The 26,405-nt window shown below is 43.9% G+C and carries 22 protein-coding genes; 14 read left to right on the forward strand and 8 right to left on the reverse strand.

Annotated features, from left to right (window positions below; genetic code table 11):
* Positions 1-198: 198 nt before the first annotated feature.
* The 3 genes from J5A60_RS05975 (at position 199) to argG (ending at position 3,378) form a co-directional block, all read left to right on the forward strand.
* Entirely contained in the window at positions 199-1,059 is an 861-nt protein-coding gene (locus tag J5A60_RS05975) for a phosphoribosylaminoimidazolesuccinocarboxamide synthase (protein WP_212509770.1), read from the forward strand.
* Positions 1,060-1,124: 65 nt separating this feature from the next.
* Entirely contained in the window at positions 1,125-1,955 is an 831-nt protein-coding gene (locus J5A60_RS05980; RefSeq protein ID WP_212509771.1) for an SDR family oxidoreductase, read from the forward strand.
* A gap of 85 nt (positions 1,956-2,040) precedes the next feature.
* Positions 2,041-3,378 (forward strand): argininosuccinate synthase, encoded by a 1,338-nt coding sequence (argG, locus tag J5A60_RS05985; RefSeq protein ID WP_006718777.1) that lies wholly within the window; start codon positions 2,041-2,043, stop codon positions 3,376-3,378.
* 147 nt (positions 3,379-3,525) lie between these two features.
* Here the strand turns inward: argG and qseC are convergent, their stop codons facing one another.
* The 3 genes from qseC to J5A60_RS06000 all read right to left on the reverse strand — a co-directional run bounded on the left by qseC (position 3,526) and on the right by J5A60_RS06000 (position 6,057).
* Positions 3,526-4,893, reverse strand: coding sequence for a quorum sensing histidine kinase QseC (gene qseC / locus J5A60_RS05990; RefSeq protein ID WP_371817623.1), 1,368 nt, complete (start codon positions 4,891-4,893; stop codon positions 3,526-3,528).
* The gene (locus J5A60_RS05995; RefSeq protein WP_212509773.1) at positions 4,880-5,551 is read right to left on the reverse strand and encodes a response regulator; all 672 of its coding nucleotides are present in this window, start codon (positions 5,549-5,551) and stop codon (positions 4,880-4,882) included. The genes qseC and J5A60_RS05995 overlap by 14 nt, the downstream gene beginning before the upstream one ends.
* An 89-nt stretch (positions 5,552-5,640) precedes the next feature.
* Positions 5,641-6,057 carry a YgiW/YdeI family stress tolerance OB fold protein gene (locus J5A60_RS06000; protein ID WP_212509774.1) on the reverse strand — a complete coding sequence of 139 codons (417 nt, stop codon included), beginning with the start codon at positions 6,055-6,057 and terminating at the stop codon, positions 5,641-5,643.
* Between the two features lie 131 nt (positions 6,058-6,188).
* Between J5A60_RS06000 and J5A60_RS06005 the strand changes: the two genes are divergently transcribed.
* Both J5A60_RS06005 and fdhE read left to right on the forward strand, forming a co-directional pair.
* The gene (locus J5A60_RS06005; protein ID WP_212509775.1) at positions 6,189-7,304 is read left to right on the forward strand and encodes a pyridoxal phosphate-dependent aminotransferase; all 1,116 of its coding nucleotides are present in this window, start codon (positions 6,189-6,191) and stop codon (positions 7,302-7,304) included.
* 90 nt (positions 7,305-7,394) lie between these two features.
* Positions 7,395-8,312, forward strand: coding sequence for a formate dehydrogenase accessory protein FdhE (fdhE, locus tag J5A60_RS06010; protein WP_109104175.1), 918 nt, complete (start codon positions 7,395-7,397; stop codon positions 8,310-8,312).
* Between the two features lie 89 nt (positions 8,313-8,401).
* Here fdhE and cpdB read toward each other — a convergent pair whose 3' ends face one another.
* Positions 8,402-10,378, reverse strand: coding sequence for a 2',3'-cyclic-nucleotide 2'-phosphodiesterase (cpdB, locus tag J5A60_RS06015; protein ID WP_212509776.1), 1,977 nt, complete (start codon positions 10,376-10,378; stop codon positions 8,402-8,404).
* Between the two features lie 242 nt (positions 10,379-10,620).
* On the opposite strand from cpdB, the gene J5A60_RS06020 reads away from it, so the two are divergent.
* The 4 genes from J5A60_RS06020 to J5A60_RS06035 all read left to right on the forward strand — a co-directional run bounded on the left by J5A60_RS06020 (position 10,621) and on the right by J5A60_RS06035 (position 14,262).
* Positions 10,621-11,520 carry a siderophore ABC transporter substrate-binding protein gene (locus J5A60_RS06020; RefSeq protein WP_212509777.1) on the forward strand — a complete coding sequence of 300 codons (900 nt, stop codon included), beginning with the start codon at positions 10,621-10,623 and terminating at the stop codon, positions 11,518-11,520.
* Positions 11,521-11,595: 75 nt separating this feature from the next.
* Complete coding sequence (locus tag J5A60_RS06025) at positions 11,596-12,561, forward strand: ABC transporter permease (RefSeq protein WP_109058657.1); 966 nt, start codon at positions 11,596-11,598, stop codon at positions 12,559-12,561.
* On the forward strand, positions 12,551-13,492 hold the full coding sequence (locus tag J5A60_RS06030) for an iron chelate uptake ABC transporter family permease subunit (RefSeq protein ID WP_212509778.1): 942 nt from the start codon (positions 12,551-12,553) through the stop codon (positions 13,490-13,492). Before J5A60_RS06025 ends, J5A60_RS06030 begins: the two co-directional genes overlap by 11 nt.
* An 11-nt stretch (positions 13,493-13,503) precedes the next feature.
* Positions 13,504-14,262 carry an ABC transporter ATP-binding protein gene (locus J5A60_RS06035; protein WP_212509779.1) on the forward strand — a complete coding sequence of 253 codons (759 nt, stop codon included), beginning with the start codon at positions 13,504-13,506 and terminating at the stop codon, positions 14,260-14,262.
* Positions 14,263-14,349: 87 nt separating this feature from the next.
* Here J5A60_RS06035 and mepM read toward each other — a convergent pair whose 3' ends face one another.
* The gene (gene mepM, locus J5A60_RS06040; protein WP_249113872.1) at positions 14,350-15,882 is read right to left on the reverse strand and encodes a murein DD-endopeptidase MepM; all 1,533 of its coding nucleotides are present in this window, start codon (positions 15,880-15,882) and stop codon (positions 14,350-14,352) included.
* 193 nt (positions 15,883-16,075) lie between these two features.
* Between mepM and znuC the strand changes: the two genes are divergently transcribed.
* Positions 16,076-16,849 carry a zinc ABC transporter ATP-binding protein ZnuC gene (znuC, locus tag J5A60_RS06045; protein ID WP_212509780.1) on the forward strand — a complete coding sequence of 258 codons (774 nt, stop codon included), beginning with the start codon at positions 16,076-16,078 and terminating at the stop codon, positions 16,847-16,849.
* Positions 16,850-16,860: 11 nt separating this feature from the next.
* Positions 16,861-17,646, forward strand: a complete 786-nt coding sequence (znuB, locus tag J5A60_RS06050) for a zinc ABC transporter permease subunit ZnuB (RefSeq protein WP_212509781.1) — start codon at positions 16,861-16,863, stop codon at positions 17,644-17,646.
* An 88-nt stretch (positions 17,647-17,734) separates the two neighbouring features.
* Here znuB and metF read toward each other — a convergent pair whose 3' ends face one another.
* The 3 genes from metF to lptF all read right to left on the reverse strand — a co-directional run bounded on the left by metF (position 17,735) and on the right by lptF (position 20,970).
* A complete protein-coding gene (gene metF / locus J5A60_RS06055) occupies positions 17,735-18,619 on the reverse strand; it encodes a methylenetetrahydrofolate reductase (protein ID WP_109104167.1) in 885 nt (294 codons plus the stop codon).
* Positions 18,620-18,792: 173 nt separating this feature from the next.
* Positions 18,793-19,860, reverse strand: coding sequence for an LPS export ABC transporter permease LptG (gene lptG / locus J5A60_RS06060; protein ID WP_048750269.1), 1,068 nt, complete (start codon positions 19,858-19,860; stop codon positions 18,793-18,795).
* A gap of 15 nt (positions 19,861-19,875) precedes the next feature.
* A complete protein-coding gene (gene lptF / locus J5A60_RS06065) occupies positions 19,876-20,970 on the reverse strand; it encodes an LPS export ABC transporter permease LptF (RefSeq protein ID WP_048750268.1) in 1,095 nt (364 codons plus the stop codon).
* A 152-nt stretch (positions 20,971-21,122) separates the two neighbouring features.
* Here lptF and J5A60_RS06070 point away from each other — a divergent pair, with 152 nt between their 5' ends.
* The 3 genes from J5A60_RS06070 to J5A60_RS06080 all read left to right on the forward strand — a co-directional run bounded on the left by J5A60_RS06070 (position 21,123) and on the right by J5A60_RS06080 (position 26,296).
* Positions 21,123-22,613, forward strand: coding sequence for a leucyl aminopeptidase (locus J5A60_RS06070; RefSeq protein WP_212509782.1), 1,491 nt, complete (start codon positions 21,123-21,125; stop codon positions 22,611-22,613).
* A 291-nt stretch (positions 22,614-22,904) separates the two neighbouring features.
* Positions 22,905-25,196, forward strand: coding sequence for a carbamoyltransferase HypF (gene hypF / locus J5A60_RS06075; protein WP_212509783.1), 2,292 nt, complete (start codon positions 22,905-22,907; stop codon positions 25,194-25,196).
* A gap of 284 nt (positions 25,197-25,480) precedes the next feature.
* Positions 25,481-26,296 carry a shikimate 5-dehydrogenase gene (locus J5A60_RS06080; protein WP_212509784.1) on the forward strand — a complete coding sequence of 272 codons (816 nt, stop codon included), beginning with the start codon at positions 25,481-25,483 and terminating at the stop codon, positions 26,294-26,296.
* Positions 26,297-26,405: the final 109 nt, after the last annotated feature.

A 26,405-nucleotide genomic window follows, 5' to 3' on the forward strand; every position in this document is an offset into this window, starting at 1 on the left:
ACTACTGTCTTTTTGACCGATAGCGAAAGCTATCGGTCTTTTTATAGTTGGTAGCTCAGCTAAAAACATGTTTTTTTCTGACCGCACTTTCCTTCTTATCTCACACAAATAAAATTCTCACCAAAAAATGCAAACGTTTGCGCAAAAAGTGCGGTACAATACGCGCCATTATTTTTACGCAGATAAAAAGGAAATGAAATGACACAACTTAGTCTAAAAAAAATCTATTCCGGCAAAGTACGGGATTTGTATGAAATTGATGACAAACGAATGTTGATGGTCGCCAGTGACAGATTGTCGGCGTTCGATGTGATTTTAGATGATCCGATTCCGCGTAAAGGCGAAATCCTGACACAAATTTCTAATTTTTGGTTTAACAAACTGGCGCACATTATGCCGAATCATTTTACCGGTGACAGCGTTTACGATGTGTTACCCAAAGCGGAAGCCGATTTAGTAAAAGATCGTGCGGTGGTGTGCAAACGCTTAACCCCAATTAAAATTGAATCTATCGTACGCGGTTATTTAACCGGCAGCGGCTTGAAAGATTATAAACAAACAGGGACCATTTGCGGTTTAGTCTTGCCAAAAGGGTTAGTAGAGGCAAGCAAATTGCCTGAGCCGATTTTCACGCCATCCAGCAAAGAAGAAATCGGCAATCACGACATTAATATTAGCTATGCTGAGTGCGAAAACTTAATCGGCAAAGATTTAGCAGCGCAAGTAAAAGAAAAAGCCATCGCCCTTTATACCGAAGCCGCAAAATATGCCCTAACCAAAGGTATCATCATTTGTGACACCAAATTTGAATTCGGCTTAGATGAACACGGCACATTAACCTTAATGGATGAGGTGTTAACACCGGATTCCAGCCGTTTCTGGTCAGTAGAGACTTATCAAGAAGGCACAAACCCACCGTCTTTTGATAAACAATTTATTCGTGACTGGTTGGAAAACAGCGGTTGGAATAAACAACCACCGGCGCCGAAAGTGCCGTCAGATGTCATTCAGAAGACCGTAGATAAATACCAAGAAGCCTTGGATTTATTAACAAAATAACACTTAAAGGAATTCCCGCTATGCACTAGAATAGTGGGAATTTTTTGTAACCGGATAGGAGTAATATGAGGTCGGTCGCCATTGTCGGGTTAGGTTGGCTAGGTTTGCCACTGGCACGACATTTAAAAAATCTAGGCTGGGAAGTGAAAGGCACAAAACGCACGCACGACGGTGTAGAACAAATGCGTTTAATGCGTTTGGAAGCCTATCATTTGGAACTTACCCCTGAAATTAATGCGGATCCTGATGATGTCAGTGCCTTGCTGGATGTGGATTCGCTGATCATTAATATTCCACCAAGCCAATATTTTTTCGATCTCAATCAATATGTCGAAGGCGTGCAAAATCTGGTTAACGAAGCCTTATTACAAGGCGTAAGCCACATTATTTTTATTAGTTCCGTCTCCGTTTTTCCTGATATTTCCGCCCATTTTGATGAATCCGTCACGCCACAGCCGGACAGTGACATAGGGCGCGCCTTAGTTGAAATTGAAAACGGCTTGGCAAAAATGCAAGACATTGATTGCGATATTATTCGTTTTGCCGGTTTAGTCGGCAACGATCGCCATCCCGTTTATTCTCTTGCAGGAAAACAAGCACTCAAGTGCGGTCATTCTCCCGTGAATTTAGTCCATTTAGACGATTGCGCACGCGCCATTCAATTATTGTTAGAAACCCCGGGCGGCTATCGTTTATATCATTTGGCCGCGCCAATGCACCCAACACGGGAAGCCTATTATCAGTATTCGGCAGAAAAATACGGGCTAAAACCACCGCACTTTATTAACTCAGAACAAGATCCCCAGCGCATTATCATGGCGGAAAAAATTTGTCATGAATTAGAATTTGTTTACCAATATCCGGATCCGAATTTAATGCTGACAACAGAAGAATAAAAGTGCGGTTGTTTTTCGAAATGTTTTTACCACGCACTTTTATCAAACCCATTCACTCAAACAAACACAGATAAGGAAAGAAAATATGTCAAATACCATTTTGCAACACTTACCCAAAGGTGAAAAAGTCGGTATCGCCTTTTCCGGCGGCTTAGACACCAGCGCGGCACTGCTTTGGATGCGTCAACACGGCGCCATTCCTTGCGCTTATACCGCGAACCTTGGCCAACCGGATGAAGAGGATTACGAGGCTATTCCACGCAAAGCCAAAGAATATGGCGCAGAAATGGCGCGCTTAATCGACTGCCGCACGCAATTAGCCCAAGAAGGCATTGCGGCGATCCAATGCGGTGCGTTTCACGTGACGACAGGTGGTTTGACTTATTTCAACACTACTCCATTAGGCCGTGCGGTGACCGGCACCATGTTGGTCTCTGCCATGAAAGAAGATGACGTAAACATTTGGGGCGATGGCAGTACTTACAAAGGCAACGACATCGAACGTTTCTATCGTTACGGCTTAATGACCAACCCAAATTTAAAAATTTATAAACCTTGGTTGGATCAAAAATTCATCGATGAATTGGGTGGCCGTTTTGAGATGTCTAACTTCTTAATTGAAAACGGCTTTGATTACAAAATGTCTGTCGAAAAAGCCTATTCCACCGACTCCAATATGCTTGGCGCGACTCACGAGGCAAAAGACTTGGAATTCTTAAATTCCGGTATTCGTATCGTCAACCCAATCATGGGCGTACCGTTCTGGCGTGAAGACGTACAAATCAAAGCGGAAGAAGTGACGGTGCGTTTTGAAGAAGGCATCCCGGTGGCATTAAACGGCAAAACCTTCGACAACATCGTAGAATTGTTCCTTGAAGCCAACCGCATTGGTGGTCGCCATGGTTTAGGTATGTCCGACCAAATCGAAAACCGTATCATCGAAGCGAAATCTCGCGGCATCTACGAAGCCCCGGGAATGGCACTCTTACACATTGCTTACGAACGTTTAGTGACAGGCATCCACAACGAAGACACCATTGAACAATACCGTATCAACGGTATCCGTTTAGGTCGCTTGTTATACCAAGGTCGTTGGTTCGATCCGCAAGCCTTAATGTTGCGTGAAACCGCTCAACGTTGGGTGGCCCGCGCGGTCACCGGTGAAGTGACGTTAGAGCTACGTCGTGGTAATGACTATTCCTTACTCAACACGGAATCCCCGAACTTAACCTACCATCCGGAACGTTTGAGTATGGAAAAAGTGGAAAATGCACCGTTTGATCCGGTCGATCGTATTGGTCAATTAACCATGCGTAACCTTGATATCACCGACACCCGCGACAAACTCGGTATCTATTCCCGCACCGGTTTACTGGCGACAAACAAAGATTCTGCGTTACCGCAATTATACAAAAAAGCGTAAAACGCTCTCTTTTCCGACCGCACTTTACAGCGGAAAAAAGCAAGCCTTCGGGCTTGCTTTTTTGTTTTCATAAAACCTATTCAATAGCATTAAACAAAAAAGTGCGGTGAAGATTCACCGCACTTTTAGCCCCGCCTTTTTATCGACTTACAACAAAATCTCTGCACATAACCCGATGCGTTCACCGGCAACATTTTTACGGTTAGAAAGGTTGAGTTGGTAGTGATGCAATTCAGCAATGCGGCGAACAATGGATAAGCCCAAGCCACTGCCTTTTTCATTTTGACCGGCGGGGCGATAGAAACGTTGTCCGAGTTTGGCTAGATCCGCCTCATCGACACCGCCACCGTTGTCTTCCACCAAAATTTTATTTTTTTCCAACCGCACTTTGACCTGACTGCCCGCCGGGCAATAACGAATGGCGTTGTCTATCAGATTACGCAGCATAAGCGCCAACAACAACGGCTGCCCCATTTTTACCGGAGGCGCGGCGATTGGCTCAAACTCCAGCGTGATTTGGTGTTTTTCCGCATGAAAATACAATTCCCCCATCAGCGACGGAATTAACTGTTCCCAATGAATTTCCTGTGAATTCTCCAGTTCTTTCAAATTATCTAAACGGGAAAGAGTTAATAATTGCTCGATCAGTTGGGTTGCGCGATCGATACCTTTGGTCAGATTTTCCAATGCCTGTTCACGCAAGTGAGCGTCATCACCGGCAAGTTGTGCCACTTCCGTTTGAATACGCAAAGCGGCAAGCGGGCTGCGCAATTCATGAGCCGCATCTGACGTAAAACGACGTTCACGCAATAAGGTGGCAGAAGTGCGGTCAAAAAATTGATTTAAATTTTGAATTAACGGCAAAATTTCGGTCGGCAGATTGTCGGTCGGCAACAAAGATGTGTCGTCCGGCGGGCGCTTCGCCACTTGTTCGCCCACTTCTTTTAGACTGCGTAATTCTCGGCGAATAATCAATCCCAGTGCAGCCAATAAAAACGGCAAACCGGCAAACCAAATCCACATTTGCCCGAATACCATTTTATTGATCAGTTCATCGCGATATTCCTGTTCCTGCCCCACGGCGACCATTAAACGACCACCGGCAACAGGTAACCAGAAAATACGCCAGTCATCATCGTCCTCACGAATTTTACTAAGTGAAAAGCCTTTTTGAGGCGCATAAATAAAGTTGTCGCCATTTTCGCCGTCACTGAGCACAATAGTGCCGTCGGTGGTAAAAATTGCAAACGCCAATGCATCATCGTCAAAACGATGTTTTTTAAAAGGACGGCGTGGTTGTGGGTTATGGCGATCGATTAAAAGATGACGTAAATCAGAAGAAGCAAGCCGTTCGGCAAAGAGAATTTGTTGTGCATCAAAAACTTGATTCACTTCTTTACGGACTTGAAACCACGCTACCGCCGTGGAGATCAACCACACTAAAACAGACACCAAGGACAAAGTGGCAATTAATCGAAAACGGAGGCTACGCTTGTGCCAATTAAGCTTCTTCATCATTTTTTCCTAAGGCATAGCCCACGCCATGCACGGTGCGAATAAATTGTTTACCGAGTTTTTGGCGCAAATTATAAATATGCACTTCCAAGGCGTTGCTGTTGACTTCGTCATCCCAGTTATAAAGTTTTTCTTCAATAAAATCACGGGTGAGAACGCGTTCTTTATTCAGCATAAACAGCTCAAGCAGTTTGTATTCCCGCGTGGTTAATGCAATTTCTTGTTCATTCAACAATACTTTACGTTGATTCGGATCGAATTTGACACAGCTATGCTGAATAATCGGGCTGGCGTGTCCATAACGACGACGAATCAACGCTTGCAATCGTGCCACCACTTCCGCCAGCGCAAACGGCTTGCATAAATAATCGTCTGCGCCGCGTTGTAAGCCCGTAATACGCTCATCTAAGGTATCTCGCGCCGTTAAAATCAACACCGGCACATCCTGCCCGTTTTTACGCCATGCCTGCAACACATCTAAGCCATCCATTTTCGGCAACGTTAAATCTAACACCACCGCATCATAAGGCGCACCTTGCGCTGCCGCCAATCCGCTTTTACCGTCAGTAAACCAATCCACCGCAAAGCCCGATTTGGTCAAACCGATTTGAATCCCGTTGCCAATAAGCGCATCGTCTTCGATCAATAAAATTCGCATAAAAAAATCACCGCACTTTTCACTTGAGAAATCGCCATAATAAAAACAAACAAAAAGTGGCTCATCACCACTTTCTGTTTTTAGTCGGATTATTTTACAATTTTTTCGACACGATCAATATCGACTTCCATTTTATCCCAAGATTTATCTACTTCGCCGTAAAGTTTCACTTCATCGCTTGGGGAAATATCCTGACCGCGCCATGCTTTACGGTCGATTTCCACTTGGATTTCGCCGCTGGCATCTTTGAAAATAAAGTCATCTTTGCCCACTTGTTTAACAATGTTACCTTGCAAAATGATGTATTGATCGTCTTTCCAGGTATTTGCATCTGCTGCTTTGCTGACGGTTTGATTGCTGTTAACAAAGCCACCGTGCTTGACTTCACCTTTGTGGTGATATTGTGCCTGTTGTGCGTGCAGATCTTGAAAACCACCTTTGGCAAAAGCGCCGCTTGCGGCAACGGTTGCTAATACGAAAATTGTTGCTAAACTACGTTTCTTCATTTGAAATCTCCTTCATAAAGTTCATTATCACAAAGCCCCCTTGCTTTGTTGAGAGCGATTAAATCAAGTAAAAATTAAGAAAAGATTAAGAAGCTTAAAATTTTCTAAAAAAAGAGAAAAAAGGAAACATTATGCGTTACGACAACATGTCCGCTTTTATTGTGATGGATATTGTACGAGAAGCAGCGAAATACCCGAACGCCATTCATTTTGAAATCGGTCAGCCGGATTTACCGCCTTCCGATAAGGTCAAAGCCGCGTTGCAAGATGCCGTGCAGCACAATCAATTTAGTTACACAGAAAGCCTTGGGCTTCTGGCGTTACGAGAAAAAATTGCGGCGTATTATGACCGCACTTATCAGGTGAAAATTAACCCAAATCGTATTTTGCTTACGCCCGGCACCAGCGGTGCATTCCTAGTGGCTTATGCCCTTACCTTAAATAACGGCGACAAATTAGGTTTAACGGATCCTTCTTACCCTTGCTATAAAAATTTTGCTTATATGATGGATATTCAACCGGAATTCATGCCGGTGGATAAACAAGATTGTTATCAATTAAGCGTGGAACAATTAAAACGCCATCAAATTAAAGCGTTACAAATTTCCTCGCCGGCAAACCCAACAGGCAATATTTACACCACCGAACGCTTGAAAGCGCTTAACGACTATTGTCGTGAGCACGACATTGCCTTTATTTCCGATGAGTTGTATCACGGTTTAGTGTATGACGAAACTGCTGCAACCGCCTTGCAATTTAACGACAAAGCGTATGTCATCAACGGTTTTTCTAAATATTTCTGTATGCCGGGCTTACGTCTAGGTTGGATTATCGTGCCGGAGGATAAAGTGCGTGAAGCGGAAATCATTGCGCAAAATATCTTTATTTCTGCACCAACATTAAGCCAACATGCCGCATTAGAGGCCTTCGATGACGTGCATTTAGCGCAGGTGAAACAGCAATTCCAAGCGCGTCGCGATTTTTTATATAACGCCTTAAAAGACATTTTTACCATTGAATTTAAACCGCAAGGCGCTTTTTATTTGTGGGCGGATGTATCCAAATACACTAATGACAGCTATGAATTTGCCAAACAAATGCTCCATGAAATTCAGGTCGCCACCACGCCGGGCATTGATTTTGGGCAAAATGGTACGAAGCATTATTTGCGCTTTGCTTACACACGCAACATCGAGCATTTGCAAGAAGGGGTAAATCGCATTAAACAATGGCTGTCAAATAAATAAAAATTACCCGTTTCGGTCATTGAACAGTAAATTTATGCGCCTATAATAGGCATGAATTTTCACTTTCTATTAACAATAAGCCCTAAAATTATGAGTATCCGAATTCTACCTGAAAATGAAATTAAACAAGCGGCAGCCTCTTATACTGCGCCGCCACTGTTGTTTTCCAACCCGAAAAACTTATATCAACGCCGTGCCGCACGTTTAAGAGAATTAGCGCAGGATCATCCACTCGCTGATTATCTGTTGTTTGCCGCCGCGATTGCCGATGCGCAGTTAGCATTGCTTGAAACCATGCCGATTCCACAAGATCCTCGACTACAAGCACTTTCCGGTGAGCAATTAGCAAATAAGCCACTAGATGTGAAAAACTGGCAGCGTGACCCAATTTGGCGAAAATTATTGACCGCACTTTTAGAGAAATTAAAACCTTCTGCCAACGACCAAATTCTCACCACCATCGAATGGTTAGAAAAAGCCGCAGACAGTGAATTAGAAGACCTTGCCGATAAAGTCTTGGCACAAGAATTTGCCACTATTTCCAGCGATAAAGCGGTGTTTGTGTGGGCGGCATTATCCTTATATTGGTTCCAATTAGTGCAACAAATTCCGCACAACGCCAAACAAGAAAGTACCGAAGATTTACATCTTTGCCCGGTTTGTAGCGCCTCTCCAACGGCCAGCATGATTCATTTAGGTACAAATCAAGGCTTGCGCTACATGCACTGTTCTTTATGTGAAAGCGAATGGAATATGGTGCGCACACAATGCACAAACTGTGGAGAAAGCAGCGATTTAGATTATTGGTCCCTTGATGATCATTTAGCGGCAGTTCGCAGCGAAAGTTGCGGAAGCTGCCACAGTTACCTTAAAGCCTTATACCAAGAAAAAGATCCGAAAATGGAAGTGATTGCCGATGATTTGGCGTCTATCTTTTTGGATATGGAAATGGAGAAAAAAGGCTTTATGAAAAGCGGTTTGAATCCGTTTGTGTTCCCGGCTGAATAAATCAAAACAATTCAAAAAACGTTTGAAAAAACCACCGCACTTTAACAATAAAAAAGGCATCCATCGGATGCCTTTTATTTTGGAGTGAATTATTTGCCAGATAAATCAATTTGATACACAGCAAATCCCACTTCATCAGTACCCACCTGTTTCATTGGGTATTGCGCGTTTTCTTTGATAAATTGCGCCGTTTGTTCGCTTGGTGAAGTTTCAAAGCGGACATCTAACTTATCGTTGCCTTTGATAGGCACGAAGCGCCAGTTCTTGTCGGCACGTGGGTTCACTGCGCCGTCTTTTTCACTGGTAGCTTTGATGTAATCTGCCAACACTTGACGGTTTTCATCCGGTGACGCGTAAACAATGTGCTTGTCGCCAGTACCTGGGAATTTATTACCATAAGCACGGTAGTTATTGGTGGCGATTAAAAATTCCGCTTTCGGATCCACTGGTTTGTCTTGGTAAGTCAAATTCACCACGCGGTGTGCATCCGGATTGATTAACTTGCACTCGCCGTCATAACGTGGCGGTTGGGTTAAATCGTATTCGTAATTGACACCGTCGATCACATCGAAGTTATAGGTGCGGAAGCCTTCCCAATCCAATAAAGATTGTGGTTTGTCGCTCGCGGGATCGATTTGCTTAAACATCCCCGCGCTGCATTCCAACCATTCTTTCAATTGCTCACCGATGACTTTCACGACCACCAAGGTATTCGGATACAAATACAAATCCGCTGCATTACGGAACGTTAACTCGCCTTTGTTCACTTCGGTATAACCTGTCGGATCGTTTTTACGTCCGCCCGCTTTAAACGGTGCGCCCGCACTTAAAATTGGCAAGCCCGCCATTGCCGGTACGCTTGGGGCAACTTTTTCCACATAAGCTTTTTGCGCTTGGTTAACAATTTGAATGGTCGGGTCATCTTGCACCAATGCCAAATAGCTATACATATTGTCGGTGGCTTTACCAATCGGCTGTGCCACGAATTTACGGGTCGCTTCATGGGTTTCTTTTAAAAGTGCGGTCATTTCCGGGTCATTTTCTGCCAACGCCTTTTTGTTTTCCGCATCATAAATTGGACGCAATACCGCTTTGCCGTCGGTCACAATCCATTTGCCGTTATGCTCGCTCAACACTAAATCTACGACACTGATATTGTTCGCCCAATAGCCCGCCATACTTTCCGGCACGCCTTTTACGGTGCCTTTAGCAATATCCGCATTTGGTAATTTTGCAAATTCTTTATTCGGGAACAAGCGGTGGGAGTGACCGAAAATCACCGCGTCAATGTGCGGCACATCGGCAAGATAGAACGCGGAGTTTTCTGCGCCTTCATGATACGGCTCGTCGGATGGGCCGGTATGTGCCAACGCCACGATAATATCCGCGCCTTTTTTCTTCATTTCCGGCACATATTTTTGCGCACTTTTTACAATGTCGCGGGTTTCCACTTTGCCCGTTAAATTGGCTTTATCCCACACCATAATTTGCGGCGGCACAAAACCGATATAACCGATTTTTAGCTTATGAGACTTGCCTTTATTGTCCACCACCATTTTTTCCTGAATCACATAAGGCGTGTAATAAGGCTCCTCGCTACCTGCTTTCACCACGTTGGCATTCACAATCGGGAAATTTGCCTGTTTGATGGCATCGGCTAAATAATCCAATCCATAGTTAAACTCGTGGTTACCCAATGTGCCTACTTCATAATGCATGGCATTTAAGCAATCCACCGCCGGGTTTGGCTTACCTTCTTTATAGCCCACTGCCGCTTGATAGTCAGCAATCGGGTTACCTTGAATTAAATCGCCATTATCCACCAACACGCTGTTTTTCACTTCAGCGCGAGCCTGGCGAATCAAACTTGCCGCACGGGTAAAACCGAATTTCTCTGTCGGCGCGTCTTTGTAATAGTCAAAGTCCGTCAAAAAACTGTGAATATCAGTGGTACCGATAATGCGTAAATCGACTTGGTTATCGCTTTTCGCGAACGCCATGCGATGGCAACTGAGCGCCAACACGCTGGTCGCACCGATTTGAATAAAACGTCTTCTATTCATCATAATAAACTCCTTCATTAGGGGAAATGGGTTAAAAGTTGGCGTTATTGTAAGGAAATTAAAGGGGCTTTGAAAGGAAAAGTGCGGTCAGAAAAATATCCGTTTTTTTAACCGCACTTTTATCTTTCCATCTTCTTCTCCGCATTGAGAAATAACGATTTTTTCCAACATTTACATTTACCTTTTGCTAAATTGAGATAGAATATATGAGAATAATTTTCAATTTCAAATAAAAGGGTTTTAGAATGTTGAAAAAAACATTATTAGCATTAAGTTGCATCACAATCGCTGTCTCTACTTACGCAAAAGAAATTACGATTCCAACGGCACGAGGAGAAGTGACATTAGCAGCACCGCCAGCCAAAATAGCGGTGTTTGATACGGGAAGCCTTGATACCTTGCAAGCATTAGGTGTAAAAGTAGATGGTGCGGCGGATGTCGGCAAAATACTTCCTTATTTAAAACCAACACTAGAAAAAGCCAAAAATGTCGGCACTATTTTTGAACCCAATTTAGAGGCCTTAAATGAATTAAAACCAGACTTAATTATTGTCGGCACCCGCACGGCGAAAAAATTTGATGATGTCAGCGCCATTGCAAAAACGATCGATTTAACCGATAACGGCAATAAATTAGTGGAAAGCGGCATTCAACGCATTGACAGTTTCGGCCGTTTATTTGATAAACAAGCGGCTGCAGATAAGCTAAAAGGTGAATTGGAAACCTTATTGAAAGACACTAAAGCCGCCGTGAAAGACAAAGGCAACGGTTTAATTATTTTAGTCAACGGTGGCAAAATTTCCGCATTCGGTAGCGGTTATCGTTTAAGTTTTATTCATGATGAACTTGGCGTACCAATGGCGGATCCGAGCATTAAAGGTACCGGTCATGGCCAACCGGCGAGCTTTGAGTTTATTGAAAAAACCAATCCTGACTGGTTGTTTGTGTTAGATCGCATTTCTGCTATTGGCGAAGAAGGTAAAACCGCTAAAGAAGTGTTGAATAATGAATTGGTTCGTCGCACTAAAGCCTGGAAAAACGGTCATGTCGTTTATCTCAGTAGCGCTTCCTACTTAGCGCCGGGCGGTGCGGAACAATTAAAAACGGACTTAAACGCGATTAAAACCGCTTTCGAGAAAAAATAATCACGCTTATCGTTCTCTTCATTGTGTCAAACTAAGGCAATAATGAAGAGAACTTTTTATTGCCTAAAAAACGCCATGTCTGGAATTTTCACGTTAAATCGGATTAATTTTTTAATTCTTGTATTACTCGCCGCATTAAGCATTACCGTGGGCGTAGCCGATTTTCATTGGTCTCAATTTTTTTCTCAGCCGGAACAAATGCAAGTCCTGTTAGTCAGTCGATTGCCTCGTACCTTCGCCGTGATTTTAGTGGGGGCGACTCTTGGCGTGGCAGGCATGGTATTACAAATTGTCTTAAAAAATCGCTTTATTGAGCCGGGCATGATCGGCGCCAGTCAAAGCGCGGCATTGGGGATTTTATTAACCAGCCTATTATTTCCAAGCGCCGCCTTGCTTCTCAAAATGTCCGTCGCCACCGTCTCCGCACTCATCGGTATGGGGATTTTTACCTTATTGTTACAGCAATTGCCGCCACATCAACGTCTCATGGTGCCGTTGGTAGGGATTGTGTTCGGCAATATTATTGAGGCGATGACCACCTTTCTGGCCTACGAAACAGACAGCTTACAAACTCTGTCCATTTGGTTTTCCGGCGATTTTTCCGGCATTTTGGCAGGACGTTATGAATTATTATGGCTTACCGCCGCTCTTGCCGTAGTGGTTTATATTATGGCCGATCGTCTGAGCATTACCGGACTGGGGAAAAATATCAGTACTGGCTTAGGGATTAATTATCGTCAAATGACGTGGTTTGCGTTAATTGTAGTGGCAATGATCACCGCGGTAGTCGTAGTCACCGTCGGGCAAATTCCCTTTATCGGCCTGGTTGTACCAAATATTATTTCCCGCTTAGCCGGTGACCGATTACGCCAAAATCTGCCTTCGGTTGTGTTGCTCGGCGCCAATTTGGTCTTAGTTTGTGACATTATAGGCCGAGTCATTAACGCACCTTATGAAGTACCGATTTCGACCATTTTCGGCATTGTCGGCACATTGATTTTCCTCTATTTGTTATTTAAGGGGAAAGCCAATGCAAAATAATCGCGTCATGTTATTACTCGGTGCCCTACTCTTGTTTGCTTGCGTCTTTTTTATGACCTATCACGCCAATGGTAACTGGGATTTTATTTTGCCGTTTCGTGGAAAGAAACTGTTGTTATTGCTGATGATGGCCTACACCATTGGCATATCCACATTGCTATTCCAAACCTTAACTAATAACCCGATTCTAACACCCAGCATTTTAGGCTTTGATTCCTTATATTTATTGGTGCAAAGCATTTTAGTGTTTCTCTTCGGCGGGATTGGATTTACACAACTCAATGTGGCCGGCAAATTTGCTTTTGAAACTTTGCTTATGTTGCTTGGCGCACTCCTGTTATTCCGTACGCTCAGCAAAAACAACAGCGATCTCGCCCGTATGATTTTGGTAGGGATTATTTTCGGTGTGCTTTTCCGCAGTGTAAATAACCTCCTACAGCGCATGATCGATCCTAATGAATTCGCCGTTGCACAAGGATCTTCCTTTGCCAGTTTTAACACGGTGAACCCAACCTTATTATGGATCGGTACTGTCATTACATTGGTCAGCGCCCTGTGGATTTGGCAACAACGTTTTAAATTAGATGTACTACTACTAGGGCGTGAACGCGCTATCGGATTAGGCTTGGAATATCATCAGTTCAGCCGCCAATTACTCATTTGCTGCGCATTTTTAGTGTCAATTTCCACCGCACTTGTGGGACCGATTCTGTTTTTAGGCTTATTGGTATGTGCCATCGTCAATGCCATCAGCCCAACCATGCATCACAATATTCGCATCCCAATGACGTTTATGGTGTCAGCCATCACATTAGTAAGCGGTCAAGCCGTATTTGAACAGGTGATGAAGATGCAGGGTGTACTTAGCGTGGTTATCGAGTTTGTCGGTGGGTTAGTCTTTATCTACCTGATGTTAAGACGGGCAAAATAAAGGAATGTCTTGTGATAAAAATTGAAAATATAACCTATAAAATTAATCAAGCGACGATTTTAAATAACATTAATCTCACCATTCCCAATGGCGGGATTACGGCATTAATCGGTGCGAATGGCGCCGGTAAATCTACATTGCTGTCTTTAATTGCGCGTTTAAATCCGATTCAGCAAGGGCAAATTTGGTTGAACGACATGAATATCGCCACAACCTCTTCGCGTACCATCGCGCAAAATTTGGCGATTCTCACCCAAGATACCGTGATTCATAGTCGCATTACGGTAAAAGATTTGTTGATTTTCGGCCGTTACCCACACCATCAAGGGCGCCCAACGGAAGACGACAACGCCATTATTCACCATGCCTTACAACGTTTTGAATTAGCCCCGTTAGCTAATCGTTTTCTTAGCGAACTTTCCGGCGGTCAACGTCAACGCGCCTTAATTGCCATGACGTTCTGTCAAAAAACCGATCATGTGCTACTTGATGAGCCGTTAAATAATCTGGATATGTTCCACGCGCGCGAGCTGATGCGCTTGCTACGCCAACTGACCGATGAACTGGCACTGACAACGGTAATGGTGGTGCATGACATCAATATGGCGGCCGCCTACGCTGACACCATTGTCGCCATGAAAAACGGTGAAATCGCAATGATTGGCACACCTACCGAAATTATCACGAAAGAAAACTTAAAATCTGTGTTTAATTTGGATGCAGACGTGTTGGATTATCAAGGGAAAAGATTAGTGATACATCATATTTGATAAATGGTGGTACGGCTTTTATAAAAAAGTGCGGTCGATTTTCACAACGTTTTTAAAACAGCTGGAAAAACCACCGCACTTTCAAAACTAACGTAACAAGCGTTCTACTTCATTGGCTTTGACAAGGAATTGTTTACGTTCAGACGTTGCCATTCCGCTACTGCCCCCCGGAAGTTTAACCGTGAGCGGATTCACCGGGCGTCCGTTAATATGGAATTCATAGTGTAAATGCGGGCCGGTTGAGCGACCGGTATTCCCCGACAATGCAATACGCTCCCCTTTCTTCACACTTTGCCCAGCTTTCACCAACGGATGGCTTAAGTGCATATACACGGTTTGGTATTCTCGGGAATGACGAATGACCACATAACGACCGGCGCCATTTGCCTGATATGCAATTTTTTCTACCGTACCGTCTGCCGGCGCAATCACAGGTGTGCCTATCGGCATAGAAAAATCGACGCCTTTATGTGGCGCAATACGACCTGTAACAGGATGAAGACGACGTGGGTTAAACGGTGAAGATACACGCGCTTGACGTTGCAAAGGATAACGGGAGAAACCTTTACCTAAGGTTTCCCCTTGGCGGTTATAGTAACGTCCGTTCGCAGCTTGAATCGCATAATACCCTTTACCACCACTCATAATATGAATAGCTTCTACGTTACCTTGACCGGTACGTTTATCTTCCAAATATTCGCGAGAAACTAAAATCGATATTTTGGTGTCTTTTTTCAGTTGTTTTAAACTCACCTGCCACTGTAACGCAGAAATCAGTTGGTAAATTTGACGATTATCTAAACCTAATTTTCTTAGGCTATTCACGAAAGAACCATCCATTTCGCCACGTAATACTTCCCGTTTCCAAACACTTTTCTTTTCCAGAATTTGACGGGTAAACTTGCCTTCTGACTGTAATTCGTAGATGTATTCTTTTTTCTGTGAAACCAACCAATTCAAATATTCCAATTCACCGTCATTATTCAAAATCCAATAGAATTGTTGTCCTGCTTGCAAATGTTTGAGTTCAGGGTAAGCAGCAATCAGTTGCTTGCTGGTATCATCCTCTAAACCGGAAAGTTCCAATACATCCTTTAAGCTATCGCCTTTCACCACCGTATGACTAAATTGATCTTTGATTCTCATTGCTTGATCCGCAACATCTAAAATATTCACGACAGCATCTTTCGCATCACTTGGCAATGTATCCAGATCATCAAATTCATCATGGGTTTTGACTTCTTCCGATTCATCGTCTTTCCCCACATCATCGTCATAAGAAGTGGCCTCATCTACAGCATTGAGGTTAAAGGTGTCGGCTAAAATTTGTGTTTCTTGAACAGCTTCATTGGTAAAAGAAACGACATAGGAAGAAACAGGATAAAGCTCACCTAACGAGAGAATTTCCTGAAGTAGATGATTCGTATCAGAAAGTGTATTTTGGGTCGAAAGGTTCGAATAGGTGGGATTTTTAACACTTTCGATTTTGTCTTCTGCGGTGTCATTTAAATGCAGAAAAAAGCCGGTAAAAATCAACAAAAGCGCCAAAAAGAAAATAAGCGCTTTAATACGCGACTTTCTTTGGCGACGTTCTCTTGCTAATTTTACGTGTTGTACCACTGTGGTTTCCTTACAACGGATAAACTAAGTTTACTTATGACTCAATAAAAATAAAAAAATTCAACGGATAAAGCGAAATTCCTGACAAACGGCGCAATTATACACATAAATTATCGGGGAACTTGTTAAATCATAAAAAATAAGCTATTTTTAGCGCAATTTTTCTCCAATGAAATCTCAAATAGAACCCATCATGCAAATCAATGCAATAAAAGTGCCCTTGGTCGAATTAAAAGACATCAATGTAAAATACGGGCAACAAGTCGCACTCAGTCATATTAACCTCGCCATTTACCCAAACTCGATTATTACTATTGTGGGGCCCAACGGCGGTGGTAAATCCACACTATTAAAAGTCTTACTCAAACTACAACAACCGACTTCCGGATCTGTGCGTTACAACAAAAATATTCGTATTGGTTACGTTCCGCAAAAGATCCATTTAGACCATAACTTACCCATTACCGTTGAAAAGTTTTTATCCTTAAAAAAAGGAATTTGTCGTCAGGATATTCAAGACGCAATGGCATTATTGTCTATTAGCCATCTCATTCACAACAGTATGCAAAAACTTTCCGGTGGTGAAATGCAACGGGTTTTACTGGCACGAGCGATTTTAAATAAACCGAATTTATTGGTGTTGGACGAGCCTACTCAAGGCGTAGATATGACCGGCCAAGCAGAGCTTTATCAACTGATTCAGCAGACCCGTGAAAAATTAAATTGCGCAATTCTGATGGTGTCGCATGATTTACATATTGTCATGGCTGACACTAACGAAGTGCTGTGTATTAACCAGCATATTTGTTGCGCCGGCACGCCTGAAACTGTTTCAAACGATCCAACGTTTATTCACTTTTTTGGCGATCAGTTTTCTAAAAATATCGCGGTTTACACCCATCACCACAATCATCGTCATGATATGCACGGCGATATTTGCGGTATGGAATCGCCCCATTCACACTAACGATTCATATTATGTTTGATATTCTTTTTCCCGCCTGGATTACAGGCATGGTACTTTCGCTGATTACAGCGCCTCTCGGAGCGTTTGTGGTCTGGCGCAAAATGGCCTATTTCGGTGATACGCTTTCCCACTCGGCGTTATTGGGTGTTGCGCTTGGTATTTTTTTGCAAATCAACCCTTACATCGCCATTTTAGTCCTCACGATCTTGCTTTCCATTGCCATGGTTTGGTTGGAAAATAATACGCAATTTTCTGTGGATACGTTGCTTGGCATTATTGCGCATAGCTGTCTTTCCATCGGGGTTGTCACGGTCGGTTTACTCCAAAATGTGCGGGTAGATTTGATGTCCTACTTGTTCGGCGATTTACTGGCGATCACTTATGACGATCTCATTTATATCAGTCTTGGTGCTATTGTTGTGCTTGCTGCCTTAATCTATTTTTGGAAACCGCTAATTTCCACCACGATCAGCCCCGAATTAGCCCAAGTGGAAGGCATTAACGTGAAAAGAATGCGTTTTATTCTAATGATCTTAACAGCATTAACCATTGCCTTAAGTATGAAATTTGTTGGCGCATTAATTATCACCTCCCTCCTCATTATTCCGGCTGCCGCCGCTAAGCGCTTTGCCCGCACCCCGGAAAGCATGGTTGGCGTTGCCGTGCTTGTTAGCATGCTCGCGGTTTCCATGGGGTTAACCTTATCCGCCTATTACGACACCGCCGCTGGCCCCTCCGTCGTCATTTGCGCCACGTTTCTCTTTTTGTGTTCATTACTGAAAAAAGAACCGAATTAAATTTGCATTCACCACAACAAATACATAAAAAACGACCGCACTTTAAGAGGATAATCTAAAGTGCGGTCGCTTTTTTTCGTTTTTTAAATTACAACGTCGGACGAATCCCTAAAGTATGGCAAATCGCATAAGTGAGTTCGCTACGGTTTAAGGTGTAGAAGTGGAAGTCTTTTACCCCTTCGCGAGATAATACGCGCACCATATCCATGGCGATACTTGCCGCCACTAAATTACGAGTTGTTTGGTCATCATCTAACCCATCATACATTTTCGCCATCCAGGCAGGAATTTTCACATTGGTGATTTCTGCCATTTTTTGAAGCTGTTTGAAGTTAGTGACCGGTAAAATGCCCGGCACGATTTCTGCATCAATGCCGATAGAAGCACAACGATCACGGAAGCGCAGATAACTATCGATATCAAAGAAGAATTGCGTAATCACATGATTAGCGCCGGCATCAATTTTACGTTTTAAATTGATTAAATCCGCTTGTGCTGATTTTGCTTCCGGGTGCACTTCCGGATAGGCTGCAACGGAGATATCAAAGTCCGCTACTTCACGAAGCAATGTCACTAAATCTGCGGCATAAAAAGGCTTTTTCTCATAACCTTTCGGCTCATCACCACGCAACGCCACAATACGGCGAATGCCACTGTCCCAATAATCTTTTGCTATGCGACGTAATTCGTCCGGTGTCGCATCAATGCCGGTTAAATGCGGTGCCGCTTCTAAACCGGTTTCCTGTTTAATATGTTTTACAACACCGTGCGTGCGTTCACGTTCACCGGAGTTTGCCCCGTAAGTCACAGAAACAAATTTTGGCTTTAAGACTTTTAAACGATGAATGGATTCCCACAAAATATTTTCCATTTTTTCATTTTTAGGCGGGAAAAATTCAAAGGAAACGTTAATTTTGCCGTTCAAATCGGCTAAGTGTTGATTTAAATTATCAATTTCTTTTGCATAACTCATGCAAGTTACCTCATTTCAACTCTGTCAAAGATGTTATTTAAATTAAAGAGAAAGAGAATATGTGTCAATTTCAAATATTTCATTCATTGAATGAATGAAATTAATGTTTAGTGTAAAAAGCCCGCGACAATCACGGGCTTTAAAAACATTGTTTTTTCTTACCGCACTTTTGTCTAATTGCGACGCCGCGCCAACAGCCACCAAGTAATCAGCAGGAACAGTACACTTGGCATCAACGCACCAATAAGCGGTGTGCTGTTATACACTAAGCTGAATTTACCAAATAACTCATTCACCACATAGAACAAGAAGCCGAAAGAAATCCCGATAAGAATACGCGCCCCGGCAGTCACGCTACGCAACGGACCAAAAATAAAGGAAAGCGCTAACATCATCATCACCCCCACCGACACCGGTTGGAGCAATTTACGCCAATAGGTCAACTCAAAATTTCTAGAATCCTGTCCGGTTTCCTTCAAGAAGGCAATGTAATTCGATAACCCCGAAATAGACAACGATGTTGGACGCAATGATGCCACGCCAAGTTTATCCGGCGTTAAATTGGTCTCCCAGTCTTCATTCAAACGATTAATGGTCACCACTTCATCAGGTTGAATACGGGATTCATTCACTTGTCGCAACGTCCATTTGCCATTGTTAAAAGATGCTTGATTTGCATGCTTCATTTTTTCTAATTGGCGTTGTTCATTGAAGGTATAAATATAAATATCGTTCAATTCCACATCATCAGAAATGCTACGCACATACACGAAATTATTGCCGTCTTTTGCCCAAATGCCATTTTTCACCGAAAGCATAGAACCGCCGGAAATAGCTTTGGAGCGCATATCGCGAGCAAATTGCTCGGTTTGTGGGATTCCCCATTCACCAATTACCATCGTAAATAATACCAACGGAATAGTCGTTTTCATCACCGCAATGCCGATGCGTATGCGTGAAAATCCTGACGATTGCATCACCACTAATTCACTACGACTAGCAAGATTCCCCAAGGCAATTAATGCACCAAGCAATGCCGCCATAGGGAAAAAGGTTTCGACATCTTTCGGCATAGTCAACACCGTATAAGCAATAGCCTGTAAGATGTCGTAAGTGCCTTTCCCCACACTACGGAATTGTTCTACAAATTTAATAATGGCGGATAATCCCACTAACATGAACAAGGTGGCGAAAATCGTGCCTAAAATACTTTTACCGATATATCGTTCTAAGGTATTCATTCTGTCATCCCTGTTTTAGCGCTTTTTATTCAATGAATAACGAATACGATACATGAATGCGCTATCCCAACTGTTGAGCAAAATCGCCAATAAGAAAAAGCCCCCATTCACCAGTGGCATAAACAACGAGGCATCCAATTTGCCTGCACCACCGGCTGATTTCAATGAGCTTTGTAATAAGAAGTAAATTAAATACAACAATAACGCCGGTAACACTTTGGCAAAACGACCTTGGCGTGGATTAACACGACTTAACGGCACGGCTAACAATGCCATGATAGGCACAGCAAGAATTAAGGTTAAACGCCAATGAAATTCAGTTTTCATCGCTGGTGTATCGGCATTTAACAGTTGCATAAAGCTCATTTCACCTGCTTCATTTGAATCATCTTCGACCGCTTTATGTCCCAAATAGGCTTGGTATTCATCAAAATGAGTGATGCGGAAATCCGGCAAAATCGCGGTGCCTTCAAAACGATCGCTATTTTGCAAACGAAGGATTTGATCACCGTTTGGTAAAGATTTTAACTCCCCCTGCTCCGCCACAATGACTGACGGCTTAGTTTGGCCTTTTGGCTGGGTTTGGAACACATAAACGTTATTAATTTGATTTTCTTGAATGTCATCAATAAACAGCACAAAATCACTGTTATTTGCCGTCATAAATTGACCGGCAGACAAGGCACCCATATTCGGATTTGCCTTTGCTTCCTCAATGATCGCCACTTGTTTATTAATCGCCCACGGACTCAACCATAATGCATTGTATGCTGCCAATGCTCCGGTAAATAGCGACAGAATCAAAACGACTTTCACTAAAATTTTTGACCCGACGCCACAGGCACGCATGACGGTGATTTCACTTTCGGCGTATAAACGACCTAAGGTCAACAAAATCGCAATGAACAAACAAAGTGGTAACATCAGTTGTGCCATGGTCGGCATGCCTAAACCTAGCAAAGAAAAGACTAAATCTGCCGGCACCTGGCCATTCGCGGCAGAGCCCAGTACGCGAACGAGCTGCTGACAAAAAAAGATCAGTAACAGAATGAACAAAATCGCAATCTGGCTTTTAAAAACTTCTTTGGTTAAATATCGGGTTAAAATCACTTTTTTTGCCTATTTTTCTCTTGCTATTTCAGCAAAAGAGATTAAATTCGTTTCACTTTGAAAAAACCAAATCGGGTTTGGCTTACCTAAAGAATAGGTGGCGTATGATACCCTAATTTGACATTTAAAACAGCAAAATAAGCGAGGAAAAAATGAAGTTTAGCGCACAACATTATGCCGTAAATCAAGCGACGGATTGCCTGATTGTGGGCATTTTTGAAGAAAAAAAACTATCCCAAAGTGCGGTGGAAATTAACAAGATTTCTGATAATTATCTCCTCCATTTGGTGGAAAGCGGTGAACTTAGCGGCAAACTTGGGCAAACCACGTTATTGCGCAATGTGCCAAACCTTGCTGCCGAACGACTTCTCGTGGTGGGGTGTGGTAAACGCGGTGAACTCAACGAGCGTCAATTTAAGCAACTTATGCAAAAAACGACACAAGCACTCAAAGAAACCCAAGCCAAAAGTGCGGTCAGTTTTTTAACTGAAATTCCGCTTAATCAACGGACGCTTTACTGGAACATCCGCTTTGCTATTGAAACTATCGAACAGGATTTATATCAATTCACTCAATTCAAAAGTCAAAAAACAGCAGAAAAATCTACCGCACTTTCAGAGGTAATTTTTAACGTTGACGCAGATGAGCTGGCATCCGCCGAACAAGCGATTCAGCATGCCTCAGCAATCGCCCTCGGCGTACGCCTTGCCAAAGATGTGGCAAACTGCCCTCCGAATGTGTGCAACCCGGCATACTTGGCAGACAAAGCGCTAAACTTAGCCGAAACCTCACCGCTGATTAAAACCACCATTGTCAACGAAGCAGAAATGGAAAAATTAGGCATGGGTGCCTATCTTGCCGTATCACGCGGAGCGCACAACGAGGCAAAATTAGCCATTATGGAATACCGTAATGCCCCAAACCCGAATGCGAAACCGATCGTGTTAGTGGGCAAAGGCTTAACCTTTGATGCCGGCGGTATTTCCCTAAAACCGGCTGCGGATATGGATGAAATGAAATACGATATGTGTGGTGCAGCCTCCGTTTATGGGGTGATGAATGCATTAGCACAACTACAGCTGTCGTTAAACGTGATCGGTGTCATGGCTGGCTGTGAAAACTTACCAGACGGCAACGCTTATCGCCCAGGCGACATTCTCACCACCATGAACGGTTTAACCGTAGAAGTGTTAAATACGGATGCAGAAGGTCGCCTCGTCTTATGCGATACGCTCACTTATGTAGAACGTTTCGATCCTGAAGTGGTCATTGACATTGCCACCTTAACAGGGGCTTGCGTAGTCGCATTAGGACAACACAACAGTGGTTTGGTTTCCACCCATGACGACATTGCAGCCGCGCTTGAACAAGCCGCACAACAAAGTGCCGACAAGGCGTGGCGTTTGCCGTTAAGCGAGGAATATCAAGAACAGCTAAAATCCAACTTTGCCGATTTAGCCAATATCGGCGGACGTTGGGGCGGCGCCATTACGGCAGGTGCCTTCCTCTCCAATTTCACGAAGAAATACCCATGGGCACACCTCGATATTGCCGGCACCGCATGGCTACAAGGCGCAAACAAAGGCGCTACCGGCAAACCGGTTTCCTTGCTCGTACAATTCCTGTTAAATCAAGTGAAATAAAACACGAAGAACGGCACAGGCTTTGAACACTGGCACAGCCAACATCTTCAAAAAATGAAAAAAAATGACCGCACTTTGAGAACGATCCCAAAGTGCGGTCATGACTTTGGTCACTTATATCTCAAAAGAATTATTCCTTGACGAAGATCATCATTTTTGATGGTTTTCGTAAAACCGCCTCATAGCCAAGCCATAAATCCAGTAAAATAAACCACTAAAAGTAAATAACTTGTTCATACTGTTAAATATTTTTTCATACTTAAAAGCAATAAAAAACACAACAGGAAACATATGCAGGGCATTGAATTACGCATAAAAGGAAAAGTGCAAGGCGTGGGATTTCGTCCCTTCGTCTGGTTATTGGCGAATCAATACGGACTACGCGGCGATGTCAACAACGACGGGCAAGGCGTACTTATCCGCCTGCTTGAACCAACAGCGCAACAACTGCAACAATTCTTGCATGATCTGCAAACCCAACTGCCCCCGCTTGCGCTGATTACCGACATTCAGCAACAGGAAAAACAGTGGGAAAATCCACCGCACTTTGAAGACTTTGAAATCCGTGAAAGCGAAAACAACGCCATGGATACCCAAATCGTGCCAGATGCCGCCACTTGCCCCGCCTGTTTGAAGGATTTATTTGACCCGACCAATCGGCGCTATCACTACTCTTTCACGAACTGCACCCACTGCGGTCCGCGTTTTACGATTATTAAAGCCATTCCCTACGATCGCAAAAACACTTCTATGGCTGATTTTCCTTTCTGCCCTGATTGCGCTGAAGAATATAAAAATCCTGCCGACCGTCGTTTTCATGCGCAACCGAACGCCTGTGCCGTGTGCGGCCCTCATGTTTGGTTAAGCGATCAGAAAGGCGAACTTATCGATGAAAAAACGCCAATAAAAACCACCGCACTTTTCTTGCAGCAAGGCAAGATCGTTGCAGTAAAAGGCATCGGCGGTTTTCATCTTGCCTGTGATGCAACCCAGGCTCATGTCGTGCAATTACTGCGCGACCGCAAACGCCGCCCAAGTAAACCCTTGGCGGTGATGGTACCGGATGTGTCTTTTTTAAAGGAGCTCACCAAAACAGAAATCAGATTACTCACCAGCACCGCGGCGCCCATTGTGCTATTGGCAAAACACAAAGTCCCCTCATTAGCGGAACAGATTGCGCCACAACTCAATGAAATCGGCGTGATGTTACCAAGCAACCCGTTACAGCATTTATTATTGAGAGAAGTGAATCGCCCATTAGTGATGACCTCCGCCAACCCAAGCGGACAACCGCCGGTATTGGATAATACAAGTGCGGTGGAATGTTTAAGTGATTTGGCGGATTATTTTCTCTGCCACAACCGCGACATTTTACAACGTGCCGACGATTCCCTCGTACGACTAGCGTTCGACGGTGTAGAAACCCTACGCCGTGCTCGGGGCTATGTGCCAGATGAAACCCTGTTGGATCAGCACAGCCCTAGCAATGTGCTGGCGCTGGGGTCTGATTTAAAAAATACGTTCTGTTTGCTGCGCCAAAATAAAGCCATTGTCAGCCAACACATTGGCGACACCTCGAACGAAAAAGTGAGATCACAATTAGAAGCGAATATCACGCTATTTTGCCAAATCTACCAATTCAAACCTGAGCTTATTGCCATTGATTCCCACGCCGGTTATTTCACCCATGAAGTGGGTAAACGACTGGCTGCACAACATCAAATTCCTTATGTGGAAGTGCTCCACCACCACGCCCATATTGTCAGCGTGATGGCAGAACATCATTGCCATGAACAGGTTATCGGACTTGCGTTGGACGGCATCGGTATGGGGGAAAACGGGCAACTTTGGGGTGGAGAATGTCTGTTGGTCGATGAAAAACACTGCCATTATTTAGGCGGTTTACCTGCTGTGGCGTTGCCGGGTGGCGATCTTGCCGCCAAACAACCTTGGCGTAACTGGTTAGCGCATTTGCATCAATTTGTGCCAAATTGGCAAGAAATCTCTGCCCAAACATGTGCCGACTACGACTGGCCGCTTCTCGCTAAAGCCATTGACCGCAACCTAAACAGCCCGACGATTTCCTCTGCCGGTCGCTTATTTGATGCGGTAGCCTTTGGCTTAGGCATCACACCGCCACAACTGAGTTGGGAAGGCGAAGCCGCTTGCCAATTGGAAGTGCTCGCCTCGCAATCGGCGCTCGCCAGTTTGCCCCTAGATAAAATTGAACTTCCAACCTTAATGCCACTTAACGCTGAAAATAAATTGGATCTTGCCCATTTCTGGCAAGCATGGATTACGCCCGATTCTTCCAACGCCGACAAAGCCTTTATTTTTCACTATGCGTTGGCAGAAGGCTTCGCTCATTTGGCTCGCCAACAGGCGCAACGCCACCAGTGCAAAACAATCGTGCTTTCCGGTGGCGTATGGCACAACCAATTATTACGGCGATTGATAAAAGAACATTTGGCTGAATTTAAGATATTGAGTGCGCATCAGTTTCCGATGGGAGATGGGGGATTGAGTTTAGGACAGGCAGTCATCGCGGCTCAACTATCGGGATTTCGTCCGATGGCCGAGTAACTTTTCTTTGCTTCGCCAAAGAAAAGTCACCAAAAGAAAAGCGACCCCAGCTTCACCGCAATTCTTCGCTCACTTGCAATTTTTTTAACGAAAATTTTCGAACTCGCTACGCTCAAACAAGCGAAAATTTCCTAAAAATTGCAAATCGCTCAGGCGGCTCAGATGGGGCTCAATCGTCTTATTTTTGCATGATTCGTAAAAGTGCGGTCGGTTTTCCAAACGTTTTAACAGCCATCTGCTATACTCGTGACATCATTTCTTTATCTATAAAAGGAATACTTCTTATGCTTAACAAAGATACCCAAATCTGTATGTCTCTGTCCGGTCGCCCCGGTAATTTCGGCACCACCTTTCACAATTATCTTTATCAAAAACTCGGCTTGAATTTTATTTATAAAGCCTTCACTACCGATGACATCGAACATGCCGTCAAAGGCATTCGAGCCTTAGGCATTCGCGGAAGCGCGGTGTCCATGCCTTTCAAAGAAAGTTGCATGCCCTTTTTAGATGAAATCTCCCCTTCCGCACAAGCCATTGAATCGGTCAATACCATCGTCAATGACAACGGTGTTTTATTCGCCTACAACACCGACTACATTGCCATTGTTAAACTCATCGAGAAATACCAATTGAATAAGAACGATCGCGTGATCGTGCATGGCAGCGGTGGCATGGCGAAAGCGGTCGTGGCGGCGTTTAAGCACTCAGGTTTTGAAAAACTCAACGTCTTCTCCCGTAACGAAAAAACAGGCAACTATTTAGCCGCACTTTATGGCTATGATTACATCACTTCCCTCGACAACCAAACTGCCGAGATTCTCGTTAACGTCACGCCAATCGGCATGAAAGGCGGAAAAGAGGCATTCGATCTTGCCTTCCCGGAAGCCATAATCCGTCAAGCCAAAACCGCATTTGATGTGGTTGCTCAACCTGCCGACACACCATTAATTAAAACCGCCCAAGCCTTCGGTAAACAAACTATCTCCGGCGCGGAAGTGATTGTGTTACAAGCCGTCGAACAATTTGAACTCTACACCGGCAAAAGACCGAGCGAAGCACTTATCGCCGAAGCGGCAGATTATGCAAGAAAAAATGCGTAAAGTGCGGTGCGTTTTGAGCGTGTTTTTTAAATATCTTGCTAGCGCACGTTTCATAACCTGTGCCTTTAATCTCAAGAAGTTACAGCACACGCTGGGAAGCGTACGCTAT

The organism is Aggregatibacter sp. oral taxon 513 (genome assembly GCF_018128305.1).
GTDB classification, from domain to species: Bacteria; Pseudomonadota; Gammaproteobacteria; order Enterobacterales; family Pasteurellaceae; genus Aggregatibacter; species Aggregatibacter segnis_A.

What these genes read in the sequence shown, in the direction of transcription:
- J5A60_RS05975 (WP_212509770.1), top strand. Translation starts at nt 199, where the DNA reads ATGACACAACTTAGTCTAAAAAAAATCTATTCCGGCAAAGTACGGGAT.
- J5A60_RS05980 (WP_212509771.1), top strand. Translation starts at nt 1,125, where the DNA reads ATGAGGTCGGTCGCCATTGTCGGGTTAGGTTGGCTAGGTTTGCCACTG.
- argG (WP_006718777.1), top strand. Translation starts at nt 2,041, where the DNA reads ATGTCAAATACCATTTTGCAACACTTACCCAAAGGTGAAAAAGTCGGT.
- qseC (WP_371817623.1), bottom strand. Translation starts at nt 4,893, where the DNA reads ATGAAGAAGCTTAATTGGCACAAGCGTAGCCTCCGTTTTCGATTAATT.
- J5A60_RS05995 (WP_212509773.1), bottom strand. Translation starts at nt 5,551, where the DNA reads ATGCGAATTTTATTGATCGAAGACGATGCGCTTATTGGCAACGGGATT.
- J5A60_RS06000 (WP_212509774.1), bottom strand. Translation starts at nt 6,057, where the DNA reads ATGAAGAAACGTAGTTTAGCAACAATTTTCGTATTAGCAACCGTTGCC.
- J5A60_RS06005 (WP_212509775.1), top strand. Translation starts at nt 6,189, where the DNA reads ATGCGTTACGACAACATGTCCGCTTTTATTGTGATGGATATTGTACGA.
- fdhE (WP_109104175.1), top strand. Translation starts at nt 7,395, where the DNA reads ATGAGTATCCGAATTCTACCTGAAAATGAAATTAAACAAGCGGCAGCC.
- cpdB (WP_212509776.1), bottom strand. Translation starts at nt 10,378, where the DNA reads ATGATGAATAGAAGACGTTTTATTCAAATCGGTGCGACCAGCGTGTTG.
- J5A60_RS06020 (WP_212509777.1), top strand. Translation starts at nt 10,621, where the DNA reads ATGTTGAAAAAAACATTATTAGCATTAAGTTGCATCACAATCGCTGTC.
- J5A60_RS06025 (WP_109058657.1), top strand. Translation starts at nt 11,596, where the DNA reads ATGTCTGGAATTTTCACGTTAAATCGGATTAATTTTTTAATTCTTGTA.
- J5A60_RS06030 (WP_212509778.1), top strand. Translation starts at nt 12,551, where the DNA reads ATGCAAAATAATCGCGTCATGTTATTACTCGGTGCCCTACTCTTGTTT.
- znuC (WP_212509780.1), top strand. Translation starts at nt 16,076, where the DNA reads ATGCAAATCAATGCAATAAAAGTGCCCTTGGTCGAATTAAAAGACATC.
- znuB (WP_212509781.1), top strand. Translation starts at nt 16,861, where the DNA reads ATGTTTGATATTCTTTTTCCCGCCTGGATTACAGGCATGGTACTTTCG.
- metF (WP_109104167.1), bottom strand. Translation starts at nt 18,619, where the DNA reads ATGAGTTATGCAAAAGAAATTGATAATTTAAATCAACACTTAGCCGAT.
- lptG (WP_048750269.1), bottom strand. Translation starts at nt 19,860, where the DNA reads ATGAATACCTTAGAACGATATATCGGTAAAAGTATTTTAGGCACGATT.
- J5A60_RS06070 (WP_212509782.1), top strand. Translation starts at nt 21,123, where the DNA reads ATGAAGTTTAGCGCACAACATTATGCCGTAAATCAAGCGACGGATTGC.
- hypF (WP_212509783.1), top strand. Translation starts at nt 22,905, where the DNA reads ATGCAGGGCATTGAATTACGCATAAAAGGAAAAGTGCAAGGCGTGGGA.
- J5A60_RS06080 (WP_212509784.1), top strand. Translation starts at nt 25,481, where the DNA reads ATGCTTAACAAAGATACCCAAATCTGTATGTCTCTGTCCGGTCGCCCC.